We start from the raw sequence: 25206 nt of genomic DNA, 5'->3' as shown, positions 1-25206 counted from the left end.
CCGCTTCCTCCTCCGTACCTTGAGGCCGACACTTCTATCAATTCAAACTATATTGATGAACGAAACAAGCACTCAACCTGCTCTGACCAGTTTAACCCTTTGGCTCATGACCATATCCTCTGGCCTGGTGGTGGCAAACAACTATTACAACCAGCCACTGTTAGGTGAAATTGCCAGGACCTTTCAAGTGCCGGAGGCCAGGGCTGGCATTATCTCAATGCTCACACAGGTAGGTTATGCCATCGGCCTGCTGCTGATTATTCCTTTAGGTGATATGTTCCGCCGAAAACGGCTGATCCTCACCGACTTTATATTCATCATCCTGTCGCTGCTGCTGGCGGCTTTCGCCAACAATATATATACCCTGATGGTGGCCAGTCTGCTGATAGGCGCTACCTCTGTGGTGCCGCAGTTGTTTGTACCCATGGCGGCGCAGCTGGCCCGGCCGGAGAACCGGGGCAAAGCTATTGGCACCGTTATGAGCGGCTTGCTGATCGGGGTGCTTTTGTCGAGGACCGTCAGTGGGTTTGTGGGAGCGCACCTGGGCTGGAGAGCCATGTTCCTGATTGCGGCCGGCCTTATGCTGCTGCTGGCCATCGCCTTGTACGCCTTGCTGCCTGAACTGCATCCCGATTACAAAGGATCCTACAAAAGCCTGATGAAGTCATTGGGCACGTTGATCCGGGAGGAGCCGCTCCTGCGCCTTTCTGCCGCAAGAGGAGCCCTTACCTTTGCCTGCTTTGGCGGCTTCTGGACCACGCTTGTCTTTCTGCTGGAGGAGCCGCCATTTAACGCAGGCAGCGATGTGGCCGGAGCCTTCGGGCTGGTTGGGGCTGGCGGGGCTGTCATGGCCTCGGTAATGGGCCGGTTGGCCGACAAGGTGAACACCCGCCATATAATCACGGCTACCACGCTCATGATTATTGTTTCGTATGTTATCTTTGGCACCTTCAGCCATAGCTTTGTTGGGTTGGTGGTAGGTGTCGTGCTGCTCGACCTGGGGCTGCAGGCCACACACATTGCCAACCAGACGCTGGTGTTCTCGCTGGACCCAGCTGCCCGTAACCGCCTGAATACCGTTTACATGGTCACTTACTTTACCGGTGGCGCCACCGGCACGCTGTTGGCCAGCCAGGCCTGGCAACGCTGGCACTGGAATGGTGTGGTGCTGGTGGGGCTGGCATTTTCCATTCTGGCGCTCCTGGTCCACCTCTACTTTGGCAGGACAAGGCATGGAAGGCAATCCTCATAAACAATTAACAACCAGCACTATACATTAAATTATCAAAACAACACCTTAACAGGGCAACATATGAAATCCGAATTACAGAAAATGTTAGATGGGGAGCTTTACCAGGCTTACGAGTCACAACTGGTAGAAATGCGCCGCAACGCCAGGGCGTTAATAACAAAGTACAACCAGATTCCATTTGAGGATGAAGCAGCGAAACGCTCCCTGCTGCAGGAGATGCTGGGCAGTATGGGTGAAAAGATCGAGATCCAGGCCCCTTTCTTCTGCGACTACGGCAGCCATATTTACGCTGGCGAGAACCTGTACATGAACTTTAACTGCACCATTCTGGACTGTGCCGCTGTGACCATCGGCGATAATGTAATGATGGGCCCCAACGTGAGTCTCTACACGGCTTCGCATCCGGTGGTTGCCTCGGAGCGGATAAAAGGTCCGGAACTGGCCTTTCCGATCACCATTGGCCATAACGTGTGGCTGGGTGGCAACGTGGTGGTCTGCCCCGGCGTCACCATCGGCGACAACACGACTATTGGCGCCGGAAGTGTGGTTACCAAAAGCATTCCTGCCAATGTGTTCGCGGCCGGGAACCCCTGTAAGGTTATCAAAGAGTTACCTTCCTGATTTATTTGCCTTTAAGAAAGGAAGCCCGGGGAGTTGATTTCCCCGGGCTTCCTTTCTTATAATCAACGCTATTCTGTTCCTTCTTTCTCTTCGCTGGCTCCTCTCCTGCTCCCTCTGTAAAGTTCGTACTTAAGCAGCCGGCATTCTATGGCCCCGTTGTAGAGGGGTGTGCGGCGGGTGGTGCGGAGGCCAATGTTCTTGGCTGCCTCTAGGTTGCCTGTTAGGATAAAAGCATCGAAGCCCTGGTAATTGTTCTTCAGCGTATCGCCCATCTGCTTATACAACAAGTTGATATCATCAGACACAATCCGCTCATTATAAGGCGGATTAACCACCAAAACACCATGCTCGGCAGGCGCTTTGGTCTGGAAAAAATCTGCCTGCTCCACTTTTATCACTTTCTCCAACCCGGCGTTCTCGATGTTCACGCGAGCGGCCTCCACATAATCGGGGTCTATGTCGTAGCCAATGATGGTGGCTTGCGGCTCCTGTCGCTCCTTGGCCTCGGCAGTCTGCCAGACCATCTTGAACAGGTCTTCGTTGTAGTCTTTCCAGTTCTCGAAGCCGAAGGGGTCGCGGCGGAAGAGGCCGGGGGCCAGGTTCTGCGCCAGCATAGCCGCTTCTATCAGCAAAGTGCCCGACCCGCACATAGGATCTACCAGCGCCGACTTTTTGTCCCAGCCCGACAGGCCGATGATGCCGGCAGCCAGCACCTCGTTGAGCGGAGCCACATTGGTCTGCTCGCGGTAGCCGCGCCGGTGCAATGAGTCGCCGGACGAATCGAGGGAGAGCGTGACCATGTTCTCGTGCATGTGCAGGTTAATGCGGATATCTGGGCGGATGCGGTCCACGGAGGGGCGCTCTCCGGTTACCTTCCGGAACTGGTCCACGATGGCATCTTTGGCAAGCTGGGCCACGAACAGCGAGTGCTCGAACGTGGAATGGCTAACCACGGCATCGATGGCAAAGGTCTGCTCCAGGCTCAGGTGGTCGCTCCAGTTTATCTTACTCACCTGCTGGTAGAGGTCTTTTTCATCACGGGCTTTGAAATTGCGGATCGGCCTGAGGATGCGGATGGCGGTGCGGCACCACATATTGGCCTCGTACAGCTGACGCAGGTTGCCGGAGCAGGTAACTACCCTGTTTCCTGTTTTAATAAACTCCATATCGAGCGCAGCCAGTTCTGCAGCCAGTACCTCCTCGAGACCGGTAAGCGTGGTAGCAATGATGTTGAAGTTGCCGTTAGGGTTTGGTTTTGCCATTGTTTCTTTCTTATTCGTTACAAAACTGCACTTTTTTACCCTTACTTCTTAGCCTTTGTTGTAGCAATAGCCCCTAAAGCAGCAAAAAAATTGACCTGCAGGTTTCCTGTTTAGCCCCTTATGCTTACTTTGTGACCTTAACGCTGCTGTTCGGGCGGAAGTAGTTGGTACGTGCAGCCTGTTTACGAATAGGTAACAGTATCCGAAACATAAAAAAGGCGCTGGAAGGCCCTTTTCATTTAAATAATTCAGGCAGTTTTCAGCCCCATCCGGCGCTGTGCCCTTACTGTACCAGAACCCGATACAAACGATTTCTGCTCATTTACATAACTACAACTCATGCACCTCGATTTTATTGACTGGATTGTAATTGCTGCTTTCGGAACCTTAACGCTGGTAGTTGGCATCAGCTATACGGGCAAAGCCAGCGGCAGCCTTGCCAACTACTTCCTGGGCGGGCGCAACCTTACCTGGTGGGTTGCCGGCACCTCCATGGTCGCCACCACCTTCGCCGCCGACACGCCCCTTGCCGTGACGGAGCTGGTAGCCCAGAGCGGCATTGCCGGCAACTGGCTTTGGTGGAACATGCTGCTGGGCGGCCTGCTCACTACTTTCTTCTTCGCCAGGCTCTGGCGCAGGGCAGGCATCATCACCGACCTGGAATTTATTGAGATGCGCTATACCGGCAAACCTGCCTCCTTCCTGCGGGGCTTCCGGGCCATTTACCTGGGCATTTTCATGAACAGCCTTATCATTGGTTGGGTAAATGTGGCGCTGATGTCCATCATAGAAGTTTTCTTTGAGGTGCCCAAATCGGAGCAGCTGCTATATGTGGGCCTAGCTATGGTGGTGGTAGTGATATATTCCTCCTTATCAGGCCTTTTAGGTGTTGCTATTACAGATGTGATTCAATTTACGATCGCCATGTTTGGTTGCATCGTGCTGGCTGTGCTGGTGGTTAACTCTGATCAGATCGGGGGTATTTCCGGGCTGAAGGAAAAACTGCCAGGTTGGTCGCTGGACTACTTTCCGAACGTCGGTAATGGCAGCCCGGGGGTGGCAGGCGTAGCAGAAACGCTCACGCTTTCGCTCGGCGCTTTTCTGGCCTTCACCACAGTGCAGTGGTGGGCCAGCTGGTACCCCGGCAACGAACCGGGTGGGGGGGGCTACATTGCCCAGCGCATGATGAGCACCAAAAACGAGAAGCACGCCCTTTACGCTACCCTCTTCTTCCAGATAGCCCACTACTGCCTCCGCCCCTGGCCCTGGATACTGGTGGCCCTGTGCGCAGTGGTGCTGTACCCCGATCTGGCTGCCAGTGATAAAAAGCTGGGCTTTGTCATGGCCATGAAAGACTTTTTGCCTTCTGGCATGAAGGGGCTGCTGCTCGTCGCCTTCTTTGCCGCCTACATGAGTACCATCTCCACACAACTCAACTGGGGAGCCAGTTACCTGATCAACGACTTCTATGCCCGCTTTGTAAAACCGGATGCCAGCCAGAAGGAGCTCGTAACCGCTTCGCGGGCTGCCACTGTGCTCCTAATGATGGTAGGGCTGGCGGTTTCTACGCGTATCACTTCTATTTCTGCTGTCTGGGCCTTTATAATGGAGGCAGGCGCCGGGCTGGGCCTCGTGCTGATCCTGCGCTGGTACTGGTGGCGGATAAATGCCTGGAGCGAGATAGTGGCCACCATCGCCCCTTTTGTTGGGTACACCGTGGCAAAATTTGTGCTGGGCTGGGAATTCCCGAACAGCTTTTTTCTGACGGTTGGCTTCACTACCGCGGCCTGGCTGGTAGCCACCTATGTAACTGCTCCGGTCCCCGAGGCAAAGTTGCAGGCCTTTTACCAGAAAATAACCCCGGATGGCGCTTGGCGACCTATCCGGAAATCGCTGGGCCTACCGAAGCCCAAAACAAAAGTGTACCACCTGCTGCTGGGCTGGGCGCTGGCCGTGATGATGGTGTATAGCACGCTGTTCCTGATCGGCGACTTTATTTTCCAGAACTACGATCGCTTCTTTATCTGGCTGGCCGTGGCCCTGGTATCGATGTTCCTGATGATCAAGGTTTCGGGCCGCATCCGCTTTTTTGAGGATTGAGGCGGGAGGTAGCTGCGAATAGAATTATCTGAATGAAAAAGGCCTTCCGGAGCTGGTCTTGCAGGGAAAAATTCAGGACGAAATAGCAGGCACTTTTCGCTAGTGCGAGCTTGTAGCTCGTACTTCCATCCTTCTGATTTTCAGGATGGGCAATATCGGTTTGCTGAGGTTAATGCTTTAGCAAAAAAAGTACGTACTGCAAGTTTGCCACGACAGCGTAAATAATTATCCCAGACAGGTTGTTTTGTTTGGGGTAATTATTCGAATGAAAATGGCCTTCCAGAGGCTTACTGGGCTTTTGCACTTGCCCTCTATCCGTCAGCAGTCAGCTGCATAAGTTTAGAGAACATCACCCTTAACCGAATGCCTTCGTTTTGCGCCTTGATATTTTCATTCATAAACCAGCAGCTAAAACCTGGCTGCAGTTTAGGCCTGCACCAATGCCACAAACGTATATCTTTGCAGAAAATAAACACCAATGAAGCTACAGTCCGATATTTCTTTAAAGCCTTACAACACCTTCGGTATAGACGTAAAAGCTAGGTATTTTGCCCAGTTCGACAGCCTGGCCGAGCTTCAGGTGCTGCTCCAGATACCTGAGGTCAGGCAGGCCGAGAAGCTGATCCTGGGCGGTGGCAGCAACATCCTGTTCACGAAAGATTTTAACGGCGCGGTGCTGTTCAACAACATAAAAGGCATTCAGCTGGCCGACGAGGATGGAGAATATGCTTACGTAACCGCGGGCGGCGGCGAGGCCTGGCACGACCTGGTGCTGTTTGCCCTGAAGCAGCAGTTAGGCGGCCTCGAAAACCTCTCCTTGATTCCGGGCACTGTAGGAGCCGCCCCGCTCCAGAACATCGGGGCCTATGGGGTGGAGCTGAAAGATGTGTTCCATGAGCTGGAGGCCGTGGAACTGGCCACAGGCGAGCCGTATATCTTCGACCACGAGGCCTGCCGCTTCGGCTACCGCGACAGCATTTTCAAAAACGAGGCCAAAGGGAAATATGTGGTGACCTCCGTTACGCTGCGCCTAAACAAAACGCACTGCCTCAACACCAGTTATGGCGCCATAAAGGAGGTGCTCCAGGAGATGAAGATCACGGAGCCCACCATTCAGGATGTGAGCGTGGCGGTTTGTGCCATCCGCATGAGCAAACTGCCCGATCCGAAAGAGATCGGCAATGCCGGCAGCTTCTTTAAGAACCCTGAGATCCCGATCCTGCAGTTCGAGCTACTCAAGTCCAAATATCCCTCTATTCCAGCCTACCCGGTATCTGCGCAGACCGTGAAAGTGCCGGCTGGCTGGCTCATAGAGCAGTGCGGCTGGAAAGGGAAAGTCATAAATAATTATGGCGTGCACAAAAACCAGGCGCTGGTGCTGGTAAATTATGGCGGAGCAGCCGGCGGCGACATTCAGAGCCTGGCGCAGGAAATTATACAGTCGGTGCAGGAGAAGTTCGGCATTTCCCTGCACCCCGAAGTCAATATTTTATAAGCGGGGCAGAGCGGCGGCAACAGGCACTTTGGCAGGCAGGCAAACAAATTTTTGAAATTAAAGTATAGCAAAGCAACTATTTATATGAAAGATGAAAACTTCCCGACTACTTCCGCTGATTGCCATACTCCTTGCCTTTACTTTTTTTACCGGTTGCAAGAAAGATAAGAACGAGCCAGAGCCAGAGCTAACCGCAGAAGACCGGCTGACAGCCAAGAGCTGGCAGGGCGACAAGGTATTGGCACTGGGCATGGATGCCTATGCTATCCCACAGCTGGCCGACATGCTTCCTGACATTAAAACCATGGTCCTCGTTTTCAAAAAAGACGGCACCTACACGGCCACGTATTCCGAAAAAGGCCAATCAGTGCCGCTTTCTGGCACCTGGGAGCTGCGCAAAGAAGACACGTCAATCTATTTTGACCTGCTCTCTACCTTTGGGCTGAACGAAGAAGTAGACATCAAAACCTTGACGGCGACCAGCCTTATTCTCACCACTACAGTAACGGTTCCTAACAATCCTTTACAAATCCCACTAGAAGTGCACTTTGTAAGCAATTAGTACCAAGCCGAACAGGCCGTACCGGCATCTCGGAACTTACCAGACTGCCAAAGCCAGAAAACATTTCATGCTCATCGGCCTGGTCAGCGCTAGCAGCCGGGCTGTGCTAAATATTTTGAGTGTAGAACTTACTGGCAGCTGACAGGGAGGACGCTAGAGGGCTACTGCCTGGCCTGATATCAGGCCATCGATCAGATTCCGGACGCTGGCTTGAAAGGCCGACCTTGCAATAAAACAGGGAAAGGACACCTGCCAGAGCGGCAGCGGAGACAGGTGCAAGCTACTTTATTGGTTACACCCTCCAATTATTCAAATAAAAAAGGCCCTCCAGAGGTGTTTTTACTTGTTACTGCTGCTGACCAGCATCTCAGCAACAACTAAGGCAAAGCATAGTTCTTAGAAGGCGAGCCAATTTTAAGTGGAGCAGCTTCTATGTACCATCACGTTAGCATTGCCGGGCTCGTTAGAGAAAGGCCTGGCAGGGCACTCGAATTATTCTAATCAAAAATGCCCTTCAGAGGCCTCTGCTGCCCCTGCTGATCCTGCTTTTGTGCGACGGGTTTTGCTTGCATGCAGGTAGCGTTGTACTCCCTGAGGAAAGCCCGGGTAGTGCGGCCAGGGTTATGGCCTTCTGTTTTTGGCGCTATAGCATAACAATTTGTTCAGACTCAAATAATAAAAGTGAAAACAATATTTAAATTCCTCAAAAAAACTTACTTTCCGATTTAATATGAATCACCATTCAACCCTCAACTTTCGATACTTATGAAAAAACTGCTTTACTTTATCATGTTCATAGGGCTTGCCTTTGGGCAGGCTTGTGAAGGCCCTGAAGGACCAGAAGGTGCTCCGGGACCACAAGGCCCGCAGGGGCCACAGGGACCGCAGGGGCCTGCCGGCACACCTGGCACGGCTACAGGAACTACAGCCCGGGTGTTTGACCTGGAAGCCACCTTTAATGCAGCAAATGAATACAGCGAAGGATTTGACCTGTCGAGCCTGGGAGCAGCCGAGTCCGACATGGTGCTGGTATATATGCCCACCTATACCCTTGATGATGGCACGCCACTCTGGAGCCCCCTCCCCCAGACTATTTTCCTGGAAGCGGGGCCCGTAATTTTTAATTTCGCCGCCTCCAACACGGTCTTGTTCCTTCTTCTGGAGGCAACAGATGCAGTACTGGCAGGCATAAACGCCGAAAACCTGACCGACATGTGGTTCAGGGCCGTAATAATTCCAGGTGAATTCGAAGGTGGCAGAAAGGCCTCTGCAAATGTGGATTACAGCAATTATGAGGAAGTTGTGAAATACTACAACATCTCGGAGCAGAACATCCCGAAAATCAGAAAATAATAGCCCTGGCAGTTAAGGCCATTAAACTAAACATGGCGGACTGTATCTAAAACAGCCCGCCATGTTTAGTTTAATGGCCTTAACTGCCCCTACAGTTTTCAGATCAGTAATGCCCAGGAACCTGACTGGCCGACATATTTTGAAGCGGAGCGGCAAGGCCCTACTTCTGACACCCTTAACCTTGAAGCCGGCAAAACTCCTTCACAACACTAGGATCTATGGCACCAAGCATACCTCCTGCTGCACATAAAATTAGTGGCTGAACAAAAAACTTAAACAGGGGTAATGAGTATAATTTACCTGAAATAGCATACAATTCCTTGCCGCCTGATAAGAGAGAGAACGCCGCCTGTCGCTGCAGAAAACGCGGCAATAGGTTTTCAGGATTATGCAATAAAGCTGACTTCGGTAGCTTGTGCCTCCCTTTTTTCCAGGTTATACTATACAGTTTACAGTGTTTTCCGGAAACTCCTGCTTTGATTTAGAAATAAGTAGTTACTAAAGTCGTCAGAACAATTTCAGCAAGTCAAAATTAAAAATCAGACACAAAACGCCTCTAGTGTTGTTAGAAAGCAGCTGTGTGAAAATTTATGGTTTTGAATTTCTAAGTAATTATTTGACGAAGCTCCCAAGCTTACTTGTTAGAAAAATACTGCCAACCCTTACCCCCAGGAAAGATCTGAATTATATGGATATCGATTTCTACAAAAAGAGAGTTTGCCTTCACCTCCTGCTCTTGCTGCCGCTCCTCCCAGTCACCTTTCTGGCACCCACTCTGGCTCTTGCGGCAGCCCGGCCGGTGCAGCAGGATGGCTTGCTGGTAAAGGGCACCGTGCTCATACCCGGCGCAAGAGGCGCAGCAGCAGAACCCATGATGGGCGTGGTAATAATGGAGAAAGGCACCAGCAACGGCACCGCCACCGACATGGACGGCAACTACCAGCTCAGGGTGCAGGACAACAACGCTGTACTGGTCTTTACCATGATCGGCTACAAGACTACCGAGGTTCCCGTGGCGGGCCAGCAGACCATTAACCTCACCCTGCAGGAGAACACCAATGTGCTGCAAGAGGTGGTGGTAACCGGCTACCAGACCATAGACCGCAAGATGTTTACAGGCTCCGCCGTGCTGCTGAAGGGCGACGATGCCAAACGCGAGGGTATAACCGATGTGAGCCGGATGCTGGAAGGGCGTGTGGCCGGCGTATCGGTGCAGAACGTGTCGGGCACGTTCGGGGCGGCCCCTAAAATACGGGTGCGCGGCGCCACCTCCATTACTGGCGACAATAAGCCGCTCTGGGTGGTAGACGGCATCATCCTGGAAGACGTGGTGAACGTGTCGAACGAGCAGCTTTCCACCGGCGACCCCTCCACCCTGATCGGCTCTTCGGTGGCTGGCCTAAACCCGGATGACATCGAAAGCTTTCAGATCCTGAAAGACGCCTCCGCCACGGCACTTTATGGCGCACGTGCCATGAACGGGGTGGTGGTAATCACGACCAAACGCGGCAAGATCGGCAAGCCGATTGTTTCCTACACCGGCAACTACTCCACCTACCTGAAGCCCAGCTACAGCAACTTCGATATCATGAACTCAGCGGACCAGATGGCCCTCTACCTCGAAATGGAAGGGAAAGGCTGGCTGCGGTACTCAGAGGTTTCGCGGGCGCAGAACGGGGGCGTGTATTCCAAAATGGCCGACCTTATCACAGATTCCTACGATCCTGCTACCGGCACTTTCGGGCTCATGAACACACCGGAAGCAAGAGGTGAATTCCTGAAGCGCTACGCCCGCGCCAACACCGACTGGTTCGATGTGCTGTTTAAGAACTCCTTTATGCAGGAGCACTCCCTCAGCATCTCGTCGGGCACCGAAAAATCGCAGCTCTATTTCTCTACCAGCTACCTGCAGGACGATGGCTGGACCGTGGCCGACAAAGTGAAACGCTTTACCGGAAATGCCAGGGCAAATTTCAATGTATCCGATAAGCTGTCTGTCGGCCTGATCTCCCAGGGCTCGATCCGCGATCAGCAGGCACCGGGAACCGTAACCCGAATCAGCGACCCTGTTACGGGAGCTTACAACCGCGACTTCGACATCAATCCCTTCAGCTACGTAGTGAACACCAGCCGCACCCTCACCCCCTACGATGAGAACGGCAACCGGGAGTTCTTCAGAAGAAACTACTCCCCTTTCAACATCCTGCACGAGCTGGACAACAACAGCCTCGACATCTCGGTGCTGGACCTGAAACTGCAGGGCGACGTGAACTACAAAATCCTGCCCAACCTGACTTACAACTTCTCAGGAGCCATCCGCTACGCCAAAACAAACCGGGAGCATAAGGTGCGCGAGGCTGCCAACATGGCCATGGCCTACCGGGCCGGCACCATTTATGGCCTAGGGGGAGTAGATGCCACCATCCAGGATCGCAACAAATTCCTGTACCGCGATCCGGACGACCCGGAAGCCCAGCCCGTATCGGTGCTGCCATACGGTGGTTTCTACATCGCTAACGACGACAACCTATCCAGCTACTACCTCCGCAACACCCTCGACTGGGAAAATACCTACAACGAAGTGCACATGGTGCGGCTGTTTACCTCGCAGGAGCTGCGCTATGCCGATCGGCAGAACAAAGGCTTTACCGGCTATGGCTACCAGTACGACAAAGGCGGAGTTCCTTTCATAGACCCGAATGCCATTAAGCAAGGCGTGGAAGGCAACTTCAATTACTATAACATGAACTATCGGTACGACAGGTTTCTGGCGTACATGGCAAACGCCGCCTACTCCTACAACCAGAAATATAACCTGAACGCCACTGTGCGTTATGATGGCTCTAACCTGCTCGGCGTATCGCGCACGGCTCGTTGGTTGCCTACCTGGAACGTGAGCGGCTCCTGGAATATCGACACAGAACCATTTATGGCATCCCTGGAGATGGTGAACCGGATGACCCTGCGCGCCACCTACGGCCTAACCGCCAGCATGGGCAATGCCACTAACTCCAGCCTGGTGCTGCAGAGCGGCAGTACCCGCCGGCCTTACCTGACTGAAGTAGAATCCATGATCTACATCCAGAACCTAGAAAACTCGGAACTGACCTGGGAGAAGCAGTACGAAACCAACGTGGGGCTGGATGTAGGCATGTTCAACGAGCGCCTGCAGCTCACCGTAGACGGCTACCTGCGCAACGGCTTCGACCTGATCGGCCGCATCCGGACCTCTGGTATTGGTGGGGAGGAATATAAAGTGGCCAACTACGCCGACATGCGCTCCTATGGAGTGGAAGTGACCCTTGGCGGCGGCGTGATCGACAACCAGGACCTGAAACTCAGAACGCAGTTCACACTAGGCTTTAACCGTGGAGAAATAACGAACCTGAAGAGCAACCCCGATATCTGGTCGCTGGTGATTCCGGAAGGCGGCCCGCGCGAAGGCTATCCGTACAGAGGCCTTTTTTCGATCCGCTACCAGGGCCTCGACTCGGAAGATGGCACGCCGATTTTCCGAAACGAAAACGGAGAAAGCAGTGGCAATGTGTATTTGCAGAGCGACAAGATATCTTACCTGAAGTACGAAGGCCCCGTAGACCCGATCCTTACAGGCGGCTGGTTTAACAGCCTGCGCTTTAAAGATTTTACGCTTTCTGCTCTGGTGACCTATAGTGGCGGCAATAAAATCAGGCTCACCCCTGCCTTCCGGACAAGCTACACCTCCATAGATGCTTTACCGAATTATTTCCTCTACCGGTGGGTGATGCCCATAGATGAGGAAAGAACAGATGTGCCCTCGCTGCTGGAGCTTTTTGAGGCATCGCAGCTTACAGAGGGTTACCCGTACAACAACTACAACTACTCCTCCGCCCGGGTGGTGGATGGTGATTTTGTGAGGCTAAAACAAGTGTCGCTGGGGTACGCCCTGCCCGCCAGGTACAGCAGCGCGGTGGGCATGAGCAACCTGTCGCTGAGCATTGTTTCTAACAACCTCTGGCTGATCTATGCCGACAAGCGCTTAAATGGCCAGGACCCGGAATTCTTTAACTCCGGCGGTGTAGCCATGCCAGTGCCGCGCCAGTTTACCTTGTCTCTTAAAGCCGGGTTCTAATTCAGTTTGATGACCATGAAGAAAATAATATTCTATACTTTTCTAGGCAGCATGGTAGCTGTGTCGGGTTGCAACGATTACCTGGAGCAGGCCGTGGACCAGCGTACCCAACTGGATTCTGTGCAGAAGGTAAGCGAGCTGCTAGCTACGGCCTATCCGCAGGCCGATTATGCCACTTTTACCGAAGCCATGTCGGACCTGGCGTTGGACAAGGGCAATACCTCTGGTGCTGTGGTGGATGAGCGAAACCGCAACCCGTACTTTTTTCAGGATGTGCAAAGTAAGGCCCAGGGCTCGCCAGACAACTACTGGAATGCCTGCTACGCTGCCATAGCGGCTGCCAACCATGCCCTCGATGCCATTGCCAACGCACCGGACCCTGCAGCCTACAACGCCCAGAAAGGCGAAGCCCTAGTAGCCAGAGCCTACGCCCACTTTATGCTGGTTACGCTGTTTGCCAAAGTGTACGACCCGGCTACGGCTGCCTCAGATCCGGGCATTCCGTATGTGACGGAACCGGAAAGAGTCGTGCTGGCGCAGTATGACCGTGGCACGGTGGCAAGCGTGTACCAGCAGATAGAAACAGACCTGACGACGGGCATTCCACTACTCAACAACAATGCCTACCGTGTTACCAAGTACCATTTTAACACGGCGGCTGCCCATGCCTTCGCCACCCGTTTCTACCTCTTCAAAAAAGAGTATCAGAAAGTGATAGACCATGCCAACCAGGTTTTTGCAGGCGGCAACATAGAGCCAAACCTCCGCCCCTGGGTAAGCGTGTACAGCAACCTGACCGCAAACGAGGGTCTGGCCATCTATACGCAAGCATCGCAAAACGCCAACCTGCTACTCGTAGAAACCGCCTCTTTATGGGCCCGTAACTATGCCCGCTACCGCTATGGCTTCGCAACACCTATCGTCAATCAACTCTTCAGGAGCAATAATGTGACTGGTGCCCGCTGGGTGCAACCGCTGTATACACAGGGCACCGACCATTGGCTGGTTCTGAAGTTCCGGGAGCATTTTGTCCGGACAGATCCTAATGCCGAGATAGGGTTTCCTTATACCATCTTCCCGCTTTTTACCGCCGAGGAGGTACTGTTTAACCGGGCGGAGGCATATCTGGGGCTCAACCAGCTGGCAGAAGCCCGGGCTGATCTGACAGTTTACGCCCGAAACCGTATTGCCAATTACAATGCTGGCAACCACGCTATTACCGACGCAAAGCTTCGAGCCTTTTATGGAACTTCCGATGTGAGGCAAGGGCTCCTGCTGGCGCTGCTAGACTTTAAAGCGGCCGAGTTTGTGCAGGAAGGCATGCGGTGGTTCGATATACTTCGCCACAACCTGACCGTAACGCACCCCACCGCCGACGGGCAAACCTACACCCTGACTCCGGACGACCCGCGAAGGGTGCTGCAGATACCGCAGGAGGCAACCCTGGCTGGCATTGAACTAAATCCCCGTTAAGAAAAGAAAGGCTCAGATGAAAAAGCACCTATTAAAGATATTGATGCTGTGTATGGCCACCACCCTGGCCACTTCCTGTTCCGACGAAGAGGAACTCAATATTTCAAACATCGACTTTACCCCCGACAGCTGGACACCCGGTGCCCTCGACAACTGGCTCATCCAGAATTTTGTAGTGCCTTATAATATCGAAGTAAAATACCGCTTCGATCGCCATGAGTTGGCGCTGGACCGGGTGCTGGCCCCCGTACGGGAGGATAAGGTGATTCCGGTAATGGAGACCATCAAATACACCTGGATTGACCCATATGAAACTGAGGCTGGCTCCACTTTTATCAAGCGCTTATCGCCGAAGCAGTTCGTGCTGGTAGGTAGTGCCTCATACAACAACAACGGCACTATTACACTAGGTACGGCAGAGGGTGGCCGCAAAATCGTGCTCTTTGTGATCAACAACTTCGCCAAAACTGAAAAAGGCGAAGTGCGGCAGATGCTGCACACCATCCATCACGAATTCGCCCACATTCTGCACCAGACCATTATGTACCCGCAGCCCTACCGCAACATCAGCACCGGCTATACCGCCAGCTGGAATGACTATTCCCTGCAGGAAGCCCTCTCCAAAGGATTTATCACCCAGTATGCCCGCAGCAGCCCCGACGAGGATTTTGTGGAGATGATCTCTATTATGCTGATTGAAGGCAGAGCAGGCTTCGATGCTATTGTGAACAGTGCGCCAGCTGAGGCACAACCTTTGTTCCGGCAAAAAGAGCAGATCGTGGTGCAGTATTTTAAAGATGCCTGGAACATTGATTTTTACAGCCTTCAGACCAGAACCCAGACGGCTATTGCCACCCTTTAAGACCAAGACTTACGGAGATGAGAAAGATACTTCTGCTTTGCCTTTTGCTTACTGCGTTCCTTACGGCCTGCCGCGAAGACAATGAGCCTGCACCTGGCGAGCGGCCGGAGGAGCGGCTAAGCAAGGCCCTGAGCGAATACAAAGCCCAGCTGATCAGCTCCCCCTACGGCTGGAAAGCTACTTTATACCCTAGGGGCGGAGGTGGCTACAACTTCCTGTTTAAGTTTACGGAAGATGATCGCGTGATCATGTCCAGCGATATAAATGCCTCTACCGCCACAGCCCTGGAAAGCACCTATCGCCTGAAAACCATGCAGCGCCCTTCCCTCCTGTTCGATACCTACTCTTACCTGCACATCCTCTCTGACCCGGACGCCACGGTCAGTGGCGGCGACTGGGGTGCAGGTAAGAATTCTGACTTTGAGTTCTCGTTTACGGAAGTCACACCCGATATAATTACGCTTACCGGCAACATCATGACCAGCCGCCTTGTGCTCACAAGAGCTACCCAGGCCGAAGCGGAAAGTTACATAGCAGGAGTTACCGCCTCGGCACAAATGTTTGCCAACTTCAGCAGGTTTACATCCTATTTCAAGCGACTTACCATCGGCACCAACGCCTTCGACATTAACTTCGACCCGGATAACCGTAGAATAACCTTTATTTATTTTGAAGGCGAGACACCCCGATCCTTTACCACCAGCTTTAGCTTTAAGGCCGATGGCATTATGCTGCTGGAGCCTTTTGCGGCTGCGGGAGTCAGTATACTTTCCTTCGATGCGGTGCAGTACGATATGGCGGCAAACCGGTTCAACCTGACAGTGAGCGGCGAGGCAGCCACCATTCAGGAAGCAGCCCGGCCGGCACGGGTGGATGTGCAGGCCGCCCGGGCTTTTCATAACGCAGGGGCAGACTACTGGGCCTCACCAGGCGGATTTACCATTAACGGTGTGGAAGATGCGCATAACCTGCGCTCCTTACCTAACTTCTATCAATTAAGCTACTGGGCGAAGTACGATGTATACCAGAACAAAGAGTACGATCTGCTTGGGTTCCTGTTTATTAACGCAGCCGGCAATGCCCTGGAGCTTCCTTACGGACTGGCTGCTTTTCCTACCTTTACCGGAGACGGCCGCATCGTTTTCGCGCAGCTGGGAACGTTGGGAACAATCCCTGAACAACACCAGGCTGCCGTGAGTGCCACCATGCAGCAATGGACCGATCCGCAGGGCTACTACCTGATCAGAACCAGCGAAAATACCGCCGACCTGGTAAGCGCCCGTGACGGAAAGGCCTGGTTGCCTTTGGCCAGATAAATGAGGCTGGAACTGGCGGATGCTTGATGCTTCAGGGAGCGATCTTCTGCCCTAAAATCTTCCGTTTACATGTACCCTACAGCCTCAGCACCTAACCACCTCTTGATCATGACTAAAATAAGGACGAACTAAATTGCATCCGGGAAGTAAGAATCATCTGTGAACAGGTTCATAGAAATACTCGAAAAGTTTGGGCTGACCTTACAGATTGTAAAAACAGCCTTTGCCGCTGCCCTGTCCTGGTTTATAGCAGCCAGCCTGCTGCACTCCGAATACCCTTATTTTGCAGCTGTTGCCGCTATTATTACCGTGCAGGTAACCGTGGCAGACTCCGTAGATAAAGCCACCCAGCGCATTGTAGGCATAATCGGCGGCGTGCTGCTCAGCCTGCTGCTGGGGCATTGGTTTAGCATAGGGGCGGTCTCTGTTTTTTTCATCATCCTGATCGGAATGGCTATCGCCAAAGCGTTGCGCATGAACCAGCAGATCATTTCGCAGGTGGCTATTAGCTCCCTGCTGGTTTTTGCCTTCAGCCAGTCTAAAGAAGGATACGCCTATGAAAGGATATTTGAGACCATCTTAGGTTCTATTATAGCAGTACTGATAAATGCCCTGGTGGTGCCTCAGAATGCGGTGCCTGATGTAAAACAAAGTATCCTTAGCTTTACCAAGCTGGCGGCAGGCACGCTCACCAGCCTCACTGCCCTGCTCGATACGGAGGGCACGAAAGTAAAAACCGGGCGATCTGAAGTGGATGCTCTAATTGAGGAGGCGGAGAAGTGCCGGAAAACGCTTGAACTGGCGGAGCAGAGCCTCAAATACAACCTGTTGCTGACGCACAAACGCAACAGGCTGGCTGAACTTACTGAGTGCGTCGTCGAGCTGGAAAGCATCACCATCCAAATCAGGGGAATCCGCAGGAGCCTGGCTGACATGCAGTTAAGCCAGCGCTCCCAGCTGCAGGAACCTTATGCCCAGCAGCTAAAGCTCACCATGGAGGCGACCGCCAACTATATTTCTGCCTATGGTCAGGCAGCCATTGATGCCTCTCCTGAAAACCTGGAAAACCTGAGCAAAGCAATAGAACAGGCACAGGTTGCACAAAAGCGGAGCCTGCTAAGCCTGCATAATTTAAACTCACTGACCCTGCTGCGGGACATGGGAAGCATTATGACTGATTTAGGCAGAATTGTAGCAGAGACAGAGACCCTGTACCCTCTTTCTCCTGAGGTAAAAGTTAGTTAATGACAAGACCATACCGTGCAGCAGCAGACCAGAACAGCTCCGGAGGGGCCTTTTCATTAGAATAATTGAAGTGTCTGACCTCGGAAGGGGCATCTGATTTTTTAACCTGGAGGCGTGTTCCATGCGAGTTGAAAACTCGCTTCATAAAAACCACGAGCTGAAAGCTCGCGGGAGTAGTCTTGCTGCCTGAAGAACACATGCCTAAAGTCCATATGGCACAACCCTATAGCCGTCAGGATGAGAAGGAAAAAGGCCGTCAGACGCTAATTTGAAACATTCACAAAGGGAACAGCAGCTGTGCTTGTTGGCGAAAAACGCCACTCCAGGGCCGACGGTGAAGTTTTCTGGAAGAACAGCACGAAAGCGTTTTGCTTAGCCTGACGGCTATGGACACTACTCTAACCCGGCTAAAAACGATTAAAACTCAAACAAATCAGAGCTGTTAAAACAAGAGAGGGCTCCAGTTGCTGGAGCCCTCTCTTGTTTTAACAGCTTTTTCTCACCCTACTTCAGCACCGCCAGCGTAGCACCGTCTCCGCCTCTTTCTTCGGCTTCGCTGCTCAGGCTGGCAACTTCGCGCACCGAGTACAGGTAATCGCGCACGATCTGGCGCAGAATGCCGTTGCCACGGCCGTGAATGATCTTGATCTCAGGCATGCCGAGCATGATGGCTTCGTCGGTAAAGTTCATGACTTTGGTCAGGGCATCTTCGGCATATTCTCCCCTTATGTCGAGGGTGGAGGTGAAATCGGCCATGCGTTGGGTAATGTTCATGCCGCGGGCAAAGCCTGTTTCTGCCTTGGCTTTCTTTTTCGTAGCCACCTGCCCTTCTACCCTTTCCAGGTTATCGACCTTCACGATCGTTTTCATGCCGCCAAACATCACTTCGGCCGTTTTGCCTTTAATCCCGACAATCTGCCCTACAGAGTCCTGCCCGATCAGCGCCACGTTGTCTCCTTCTTTCAGGGTGCCGGCTGCTACGCGTTTGTAGGCTGGCCGTGGCTCCTCCTTCCGCACTTCGGTGGCAAAGGTCTCCAGCTCCTGGCGCGCCTGCTTGGTCTGCTCCTTCTCGGCCTGGCTCTGCTTTATCTGCTGAATAGTGGCCTCTATTTTCTGGTTGGCGTCTTTCAGCAGGAGCTTGGCTTTGCCTTTGGCCTCGCGCATGATATCCTGCTTGCTCTCGTCGAGGAAGTTCTTCAGGTCGGTATAGTCTTTTACCGAGGCTTTCAGCTTCCGTTCCTGTGTCGCGACCTCGCGCAGCTTGTTCTCCAGCTCCATTTTCTCGCTTTCCAGTTCTTCGAGCAACCGGTCGTAGCGGATCTTATCTTTCCCTACCAGGCTGCTGGCTTTGTCTACGATATGCTTTGGCAACCCGATCTTTCGGGCTATCTCGATGGCAAACGACGAACCGGGCTTGCCAATTTCGAGCTGGTAGAGCGGCTGCAGGTTTTTGTGGTCGTAGCGCATGGCCCCGTTCACGATGCCGGGTGTGCGCTCGGCAAAGTTCTTCAGGTTGGTGTAGTGCGTAGTGATGACACCAAACACTTTGCTCTCGTTGAGGTTCTGGAGCACAGCCTCGGCTATAGCACCACCCAGCACTGGTTCTGTGCCGGTACCAAACTCGTCTATCAGCACCAGGCTGTTCTTGTCGGCCACGGTCACGAACTTTTTCATGTTGGTGAGGTGGGAGCTGTAGGTACTCAGGTCGTTTTCGATGGATTGCTCATCCCCGATGTCAATAAAAATATCCTGGAAGATACCGGCCTCCGAACCATCAGCTGCTGAAATCAGCATGCCGCACTGCAGCATATACTGCAGCAGGCCCACCGTTTTCAGGCTCACCGATTTACCCCCTGCGTTCGGACCCGAAATAAGCAAGATGCGCTGGTCGCGGTTCAGTTGCAGGTTCATGGGCACGGTTGGCCGCCCCAGCTGCTTGTGCGAGAGGTAGAGCAAGGGGTGAAAAGCCTCTTTCCAACTGATGTGCGGGTATTTCAACAAGGTTGGGATGGTTCCCTCCACACGACGTGCAAAAGCGGCTTTGGCCCGGATAAAGTCGAGCAGGCCCAGGTACTGATAGGCTTTCCGCAGCTCCGGCACGTGGCCACGCAGGGTGTTGGTCAGGCCGATCAGGATCCGGATAAGCTCCCGGTGATAGGCGTTCTCCAGGTCCTTGATATCGTTGTTGAGCTCGAAAATCGATTCCGGCTCAATAAAAACGGTCTGCCCTGTGTTCGACTCATCGTGAATCAGGCCTTTAAGGCGGCGCTTGTGCTCGGCAATAACCGGGATCACGAGACGGCCGCCGCGAATGGTCGGCTCCGCGTCGCCGGGGGTCCAGCCCTGGCTCTTGGCATGCTTGATGATAGACTGGATCTGCTTGCGCAGGATGCCTTGCTGGTGAATCAGCTCCCGCTTCAGGCGCTGCAGCTCAGGCGTGGCATCGTCCCGGACAAGTCCGGCATCGTCTACTACCTTATCTAAAGCAGCAATAAGCGAGCGCTCCACGGCCACGTTGGCACCGAGGGCTTTCAGGGCCTCAAACTTACCTTCTTCCGTTCCTGAAATAAAGGTGAGCGAGCCACGAATGGTTCGCAGCGACATCTTGATCTCGAAAAAAGCCGACACATCGAGGTAGGAACCTTCCAGCGTTGCCCGGTCGAGGTAAGCGGTTACGTCGTAGTAGTGCTGCAGCGGAATTTCGGCATCCGACTCCAGGAGTTGTTTAAATTCGTCTGTTTGCTGTAAAAGCTTCTGCACCAGGTCGTGCCGGGTCAGGAACTGCATGCGTTTCACGAAGTGGCGGCCCAACGGACTCAGGCAAAGCTCCGAAAGCATGTCGCGCACCTGCGAAAAACCGATTTTTATTTCAAAGTTATCTGGATAGATCAATGTTATCTTTTAATTTGTAGCAAAATTAGCCTTTTTCATAACATATTTGGCTATCTGTTTCGTTCGCTGCCGCTGCAAATTCAAAATGGAATTTTGAGGATTTGAAGATTTGAAGATTTGAAAATGTGGTTGGTTTGGGATGATTGACAAAAGCAAGCAATAAATACCAACTTATAACTTATAACTTATAACTTTTAACTAAATAACGTGATCTTAGATAAACTACAGAACGCATCGCGCTACTACGGCATGCACCCGCTTTTTGAGAAGGCTTTCAACTTTTTACAGGCCTTCGATATGGAGACTATTAACCAGGGCAAGCACACGCTGCAGGACGATGAGCTGTTTGCGATCGTATCGGAAGGTACCGGTGTGCCGCAGGACCAGACCCGCATGGAGGCGCATAAAAAGTACATCGACATCCAGTACATCGTGTCGGGCGTGGACCGCATGGGCTGGCAGGACCTGAGCCTCTGCTCAGCCCCTTCTGAGCCCTACACCGAAGAGCGCGATGTGGCCTTTTTCCCTGACAAGCCCAACTCCTGGATAGATGTGCCCGCAGGTTTCTACACCATCTTTTTCCCGGAAGATGTGCACGCGCCACTTGGTAGCCCCACGCCTCACCGGAAGGTGGTGATCAAGATCGCGGTGCAATAGCAGTTTATTTTGCCTCCGGAGGGGCTTTTTGATTAGAATAATTGGTTGCTAATAGTTAGTTGTTGATTGCTGGACTAATCAGGCCTGAAAAAAGACCTCGCAGCGTGCGCAGCTCCTGCGAGTGTCTGTAGGCAAAGCAGAAGCTATTGGCAACAAACACTCGCAGGAGCTGCAGGTTATTGGCTGTACCAGATTATTTGAATGAAAAAGCCCCTCCGGAGGCTCTGCTCCTGCTAAAAGGACACAGGGCTTTCCAAAATGAAAGCGGAATTTTCATTTTAGAAATCTTCCCCGGAAGTTAATCCCTGAATCTTCAGATCTTCAAATTTGCAAATTTTCAAATCAACCAATGGAAGAAGCCTACCACCAGCACAAAACGTTTGAAAAAGTAAGTTACGCAGGGCAGCACGTGAGCGGCAGGGAGTTTGAGAGCTGCACGTTTAAGGCTTGCGATTTCTCCGGCAGCAGCTTCTCCGGCTGCCGCTTCCTCGATTGCACATTTGTAGGCTGCAACCTGGCCATGCTAAAGCTGAACAGAACAACCCTGAACCAGGTAGAATTTAAGGAATGTAAGCTGACAGGCGTAAACTTCAGCGAGTGCGAAGACATGCTTTTTACGGTTCATTTTGAGGGATGCATCCTGGATTACGCCTCCTTTATGCGGAAGAAAATGCCTGGCACCAAGTTTATCAACTCATCGCTGCGAGAGGTTATGTTCAGCCAGGCAAATTTAGAAAAGGCCGTCTTTGATAACTCGAACCTCGAAAGAGCGATCTTTAACCAAACCCAGCTAAAAAGCGCCGACTTCCTGACAGCCTATAACTTCGACATAGACCCGGACCTGAACAACATCAAAAAAGCCAGGTTCTCGCAGTATGGCCTCGCCGGACTGCTAACCAGGCACGAACTGCGGGTGGAGTAGCGCTATTTCAAATTCAAAATTAGAAATTGATTTTGGCGCGCCCTCCTGCCTGTTTTGATAAGACAGCGTACTCAATTAGCATCCCCTAAAACTTCTCCTCCACCCCCAGCCCAAACAGCGCAAAGTCGTAGCGCACCGGGTCGGCTGGGTCGAAGGCGCTGAGGTGAGCGGTGAGTTCCTCGGCTGTTTCCCAGTCCATTTGTTTGCGGGAAATGAGGCCGAGCCGGCGGGCTACGCGCTCCACGTGCACATCGCAGGGGCAAATGAGGTCGGCCATGGGCAGGTTGCGCCAGATACCGAAATCGACCCCGGCCTTGTCTTGCCTCACCATCCAGCGCAGGTACATGTTCAGGCGCTTGCAGGCCGATTTTCGGGCCGGCGTGGAGATGTGCTTGCGGGTGCGGTGCGGCGCTTCTTCCAGGCTGAAGACAGTGTTATGAAAATGCTCCAGCCGCTGCTTCTGGGTCTGCAGCTGGTTTTGCTCCCCCGTAAATGCGGTTTCGAGGCTCTCGTGGCGCTGGTAGTACTGCCTGAAAAAGAACAGCAGGTACAGCAGGTCGGTATCGTTGAAGGTGCGGTGCTTAAAGCCGAGGAAGCGGGTCAGGTCCTGCTCCTGGTGGTGCAGCACAAAATCGTGTGGCGCGTAGTCCATGAAGTCCATCAGCTTCAGGCAGTTGTTGATGATGGTTTTGCGCTGCCCCCAGGCCAGGATGGCCGCAAAGAAGCCGCTTATCTCGATGTCCTGTTTTTTAGTGAAGCGATGCGGAATGGAGATCGGGTCGTGTGGAATAAAGCCGGGCTGGTTGTATTTTTCAGCACGATCGTCGAGCAAGGCCTTCACGCTGTTAAAGTCTGGTTTCATGTAGAGGTTGGTTTTTAGCTGTTATGGTTTTTGAGGAGGATCCGGGTTTAACTTTTCGCTTTGTTACGCAAGCAATTTTGTGTCTCCCTTGGGGGTAATGGCCCTCGCATAGTAATTTATGCGTAACAGCAATTATCAGATGAATGGTTGTCGCATTCTACTTTTATCTCCAATTATTGCGCCAGTCACCTGCCTCGCCCCCTACTACTTATTCCTCAATTAAGTAAACAGAAGAGCCTGAACTACTACAGCTCAGGCTCTTGCATACTATCTTTCAAATTATTCCAATCAAAACGGCCCTTCAGAAGTTCTGCTGCTGCTTATAAAGTAAAACGTATACTCAAGTGAAATATCGAACAATCAACAGGCAGCAACCAACCTACGGCACATACGAGAGTTCTACCCGGAACCGCTGGTCCACAGCGCCGAGCTTCTGATAGGCTTTTTTAGAAAGCCGCACAATTACTTTGTCGTTGGAGCCGGTGTCGGGCAGTTTGCCGATGACGCGCACATACACCACCTGGTTGTTCATGGCATTTTTTACCTGCATGATGGTGCCTACCGGGGCCGACTTGTGCAGCGCCAGGTATTTGTTGGTGTCTGTTTTAGGGTCTATCATTTCGGCCATGCCAGATTCCAGCACCTTCTTCACGCCGGCCATGTTCTCCTCCGTGTCGTTGTGGGCTGTGGTTGTTTCGGCGGAGGGGGTTCCGGCGGCTGCACCAATCGTGGTATATTCTGGGGTAGTGGCTGGTCCGGAGGGGCTGCCCGCAGGCACTGCAGCGGCAGTGGCCGTTTCGGCAGCGCGGTCCCGGTTTATCACATCATCCGACTCCGGCACGTATTGCGGCTTAGACGAGGTAACCGGCACATTTTTGCCTACAATCAGCCGGGCGCCTATATTTACCTGGTTGCCCGGAAGATTGTTCCAGGCCTTAACGTCCTCAATTCGCACGTCGTGCATCCGGGAGATGGCGTACAAGGTCTGCCCCGGCTCTACCACATGTATTTTGTCGCCGCGTTCTGTTACCACAAAGGTGCGGTTGCTGGCAGCGGCTGCCGGAGTGCCGGCAGGTGTGGCGGCTACCGGCGCAGTGCGCACCGGCGCTGCTGCAGCTGTAGCCCCTGCCCTGCTACGCGGAATAAGCACAACCTGACCGATTTTGATAGTGCTCTCCACAGAAGGGTTCGCTTCCACGATCTGCGCAACCGAAACGCCATACTTCCGCGCCAAGGCATACAGCGTTTCTTTGGGCTCCACCTTATGCTGCACAAATAGCCTCCCGTTTTTAGACTCAACGCCCACAGAATCGCGAACGGCATCTGTCCCTAACGCTGCGGCTGAAAAAGAAAGAAATGGCGCTACCAAAAGGGCAGCAAATAATACTCGGTTCATGGCTAAAATATAAACTAAAATTGCAGGCTGTGAATCTGCAGAATCTCCTTTTGCTGAATAAAATATAAATCGCCCCTAAAGATAAAAAAAGTATCTGAACCTATTCCACTTAATTCGGAGGCGAGACTCTCTGAGAAACAGAAATTTCCTTCCAGCTCAAAAACAACCAGAAGGTTCTCTAACTTTTCATTTTTCGTTCTTACGTAATAGCTTATCAGGATATATGCCTCTGTCTCAGCATATTCTATGGCGCTTACGGGGGTTACCGCCAGTGTATGAGCCAGAAAGCGGCGCACCTCCTCAAAATAGGGCTCCCCCTCCAGGTACAGCACCGGATAAACGCACTCGCTGAAACGAGCCCTGTTGAACTGGGCCACCTCCTCGGCCGCCTTTACCTGGCTTACGCGATGCCGGGCCTCCTCGCCAGCCGGCAGGTGCAACAGCCGGAAATCGGAGCCTGGCTGCGCTACCTCGTGGGCATACAGGCCACACTCCCCCAGCCCGTAAAAGGCGAGGTCCGGCTTTTCCCAGAGCACCTGCCCGCCTGCCGCCAGTGCGCTGATGCCTTTGTGCTGCCCCAGCTTCCGGTCGCCGTAGCCGTGCAGCAGCACCAGGCCGGCATGAGCGTCTTCCAGCCCTTGCCACCAGGCATTGGGCTGGGTCAGTTGCAGCTCCTGCAGCTCCAGCCGATCGCAGTCGAGCAGGAAAAAAGAGGCCAGCAATAGGTCGCCATCCCGGACCTCCAGCGCTAGTTTTCGACAGGCGGTATCGAGCTTGAGGCGCCAGAGGGCGGCTCCGAAGCTATATTTAAATCTGAGAGAGATG

General features: G+C 52.9%; 18 protein-coding genes. 13 read left to right on the top strand and 5 right to left on the bottom strand.

Annotated features, from left to right (window positions below):
- Nucleotides 1-106 precede the first annotated feature (106 nt).
- Together FJM74_RS04855 and FJM74_RS04850 are read left to right on the top strand one after the other, a co-directional pair.
- On the top strand, nucleotides 107-1252 hold the full coding sequence (locus FJM74_RS04855) for an MFS transporter (protein WP_241738949.1): 1146 nt from the start codon (nucleotides 107-109) through the stop codon (nucleotides 1250-1252).
- A gap of 60 nt (nucleotides 1253-1312) precedes the next feature.
- Entirely contained in the window at nucleotides 1313-1873 is a 561-nt protein-coding gene (locus FJM74_RS04850) for a sugar O-acetyltransferase (RefSeq protein ID WP_187261436.1), read from the top strand.
- A gap of 68 nt (nucleotides 1874-1941) precedes the next feature.
- On the opposite strand, the gene FJM74_RS04845 is transcribed toward FJM74_RS04850, so the two are convergent.
- Nucleotides 1942-3135 (bottom strand): THUMP domain-containing class I SAM-dependent RNA methyltransferase, encoded by a 1194-nt coding sequence (locus tag FJM74_RS04845; protein WP_187261435.1) that lies wholly within the window; start codon nucleotides 3133-3135, stop codon nucleotides 1942-1944.
- Between the two features lie 339 nt (nucleotides 3136-3474).
- Here FJM74_RS04845 and FJM74_RS04840 point away from each other — a divergent pair, with 339 nt between their 5' ends.
- The 9 genes from FJM74_RS04840 (at nucleotide 3475) to FJM74_RS04800 (ending at nucleotide 17652) form a co-directional block, all read left to right on the top strand.
- Nucleotides 3475-5235 (top strand): sodium:solute symporter family protein, encoded by a 1761-nt coding sequence (locus tag FJM74_RS04840; protein WP_187261434.1) that lies wholly within the window; start codon nucleotides 3475-3477, stop codon nucleotides 5233-5235.
- A 478-nt stretch (nucleotides 5236-5713) separates the two neighbouring features.
- Nucleotides 5714-6730: a UDP-N-acetylmuramate dehydrogenase gene (gene murB, locus FJM74_RS04835; RefSeq protein WP_187261433.1), complete on the top strand. Its 1017-nt coding sequence runs from the start codon at nucleotides 5714-5716 to the stop codon at nucleotides 6728-6730.
- 91 nt (nucleotides 6731-6821) lie between these two features.
- Complete coding sequence (locus tag FJM74_RS04830) at nucleotides 6822-7292, top strand: hypothetical protein (protein WP_187261432.1); 471 nt, start codon at nucleotides 6822-6824, stop codon at nucleotides 7290-7292.
- A gap of 765 nt (nucleotides 7293-8057) precedes the next feature.
- Nucleotides 8058-8645 (top strand): hypothetical protein, encoded by a 588-nt coding sequence (locus tag FJM74_RS04825; RefSeq protein WP_187261431.1) that lies wholly within the window; start codon nucleotides 8058-8060, stop codon nucleotides 8643-8645.
- 688 nt (nucleotides 8646-9333) lie between these two features.
- Nucleotides 9334-12756, top strand: coding sequence for a SusC/RagA family TonB-linked outer membrane protein (locus FJM74_RS04820; RefSeq protein ID WP_187261430.1), 3423 nt, complete (start codon nucleotides 9334-9336; stop codon nucleotides 12754-12756).
- A 15-nt stretch (nucleotides 12757-12771) separates the two neighbouring features.
- A complete protein-coding gene (locus FJM74_RS04815; protein ID WP_187261429.1) occupies nucleotides 12772-14229 on the top strand; it encodes a RagB/SusD family nutrient uptake outer membrane protein in 1458 nt (485 codons plus the stop codon).
- 16 nt (nucleotides 14230-14245) lie between these two features.
- Nucleotides 14246-15091, top strand: coding sequence for a zinc-binding metallopeptidase (locus FJM74_RS04810; RefSeq protein ID WP_187261428.1), 846 nt, complete (start codon nucleotides 14246-14248; stop codon nucleotides 15089-15091).
- Between the two features lie 17 nt (nucleotides 15092-15108).
- Nucleotides 15109-16407, top strand: coding sequence for a DUF4302 domain-containing protein (locus tag FJM74_RS04805; RefSeq protein WP_187261427.1), 1299 nt, complete (start codon nucleotides 15109-15111; stop codon nucleotides 16405-16407).
- Nucleotides 16408-16566: 159 nt separating this feature from the next.
- Nucleotides 16567-17652 carry an FUSC family protein gene (locus FJM74_RS04800; RefSeq protein WP_187261426.1) on the top strand — a complete coding sequence of 362 codons (1086 nt, stop codon included), beginning with the start codon at nucleotides 16567-16569 and terminating at the stop codon, nucleotides 17650-17652.
- Between the two features lie 504 nt (nucleotides 17653-18156).
- On the opposite strand, the gene FJM74_RS04795 is transcribed toward FJM74_RS04800, so the two are convergent.
- Nucleotides 18157-20544, bottom strand: a complete 2388-nt coding sequence (locus FJM74_RS04795; protein WP_187261425.1) for an endonuclease MutS2 — start codon at nucleotides 20542-20544, stop codon at nucleotides 18157-18159.
- A 207-nt stretch (nucleotides 20545-20751) separates the two neighbouring features.
- On the opposite strand from FJM74_RS04795, the gene FJM74_RS04790 reads away from it, so the two are divergent.
- Together FJM74_RS04790 and FJM74_RS04785 are read left to right on the top strand one after the other, a co-directional pair.
- Nucleotides 20752-21201, top strand: coding sequence for a YhcH/YjgK/YiaL family protein (locus FJM74_RS04790; protein WP_187261424.1), 450 nt, complete (start codon nucleotides 20752-20754; stop codon nucleotides 21199-21201).
- Between the two features lie 349 nt (nucleotides 21202-21550).
- The gene (locus FJM74_RS04785; RefSeq protein WP_187261423.1) at nucleotides 21551-22123 is read left to right on the top strand and encodes a pentapeptide repeat-containing protein; all 573 of its coding nucleotides are present in this window, start codon (nucleotides 21551-21553) and stop codon (nucleotides 22121-22123) included.
- A gap of 85 nt (nucleotides 22124-22208) precedes the next feature.
- Here the strand turns inward: FJM74_RS04785 and FJM74_RS04780 are convergent, their stop codons facing one another.
- From FJM74_RS04780 to FJM74_RS04770, 3 genes are all read right to left on the bottom strand, one after another.
- On the bottom strand, nucleotides 22209-22985 hold the full coding sequence (locus tag FJM74_RS04780; protein ID WP_187261422.1) for a TIGR02757 family protein: 777 nt from the start codon (nucleotides 22983-22985) through the stop codon (nucleotides 22209-22211).
- Nucleotides 22986-23364: 379 nt separating this feature from the next.
- Nucleotides 23365-24381 (bottom strand): LysM peptidoglycan-binding domain-containing protein, encoded by a 1017-nt coding sequence (locus tag FJM74_RS04775; RefSeq protein ID WP_187261421.1) that lies wholly within the window; start codon nucleotides 24379-24381, stop codon nucleotides 23365-23367.
- A gap of 14 nt (nucleotides 24382-24395) precedes the next feature.
- Entirely contained in the window at nucleotides 24396-25205 is an 810-nt protein-coding gene (locus tag FJM74_RS04770) for a DUF4905 domain-containing protein (protein WP_187261468.1), read from the bottom strand.
- Nucleotide 25206: the final 1 nt, after the last annotated feature.

It is taken from the genome of Pontibacter beigongshangensis, assembly GCF_014332515.1.
In the GTDB taxonomy this organism is placed as follows: domain Bacteria; phylum Bacteroidota; class Bacteroidia; order Cytophagales; family Hymenobacteraceae; genus Pontibacter; species Pontibacter beigongshangensis.
Note: the sequence above shows the minus strand (reverse complement) of the source record. Positions and strands in the feature narration are given on the sequence as shown.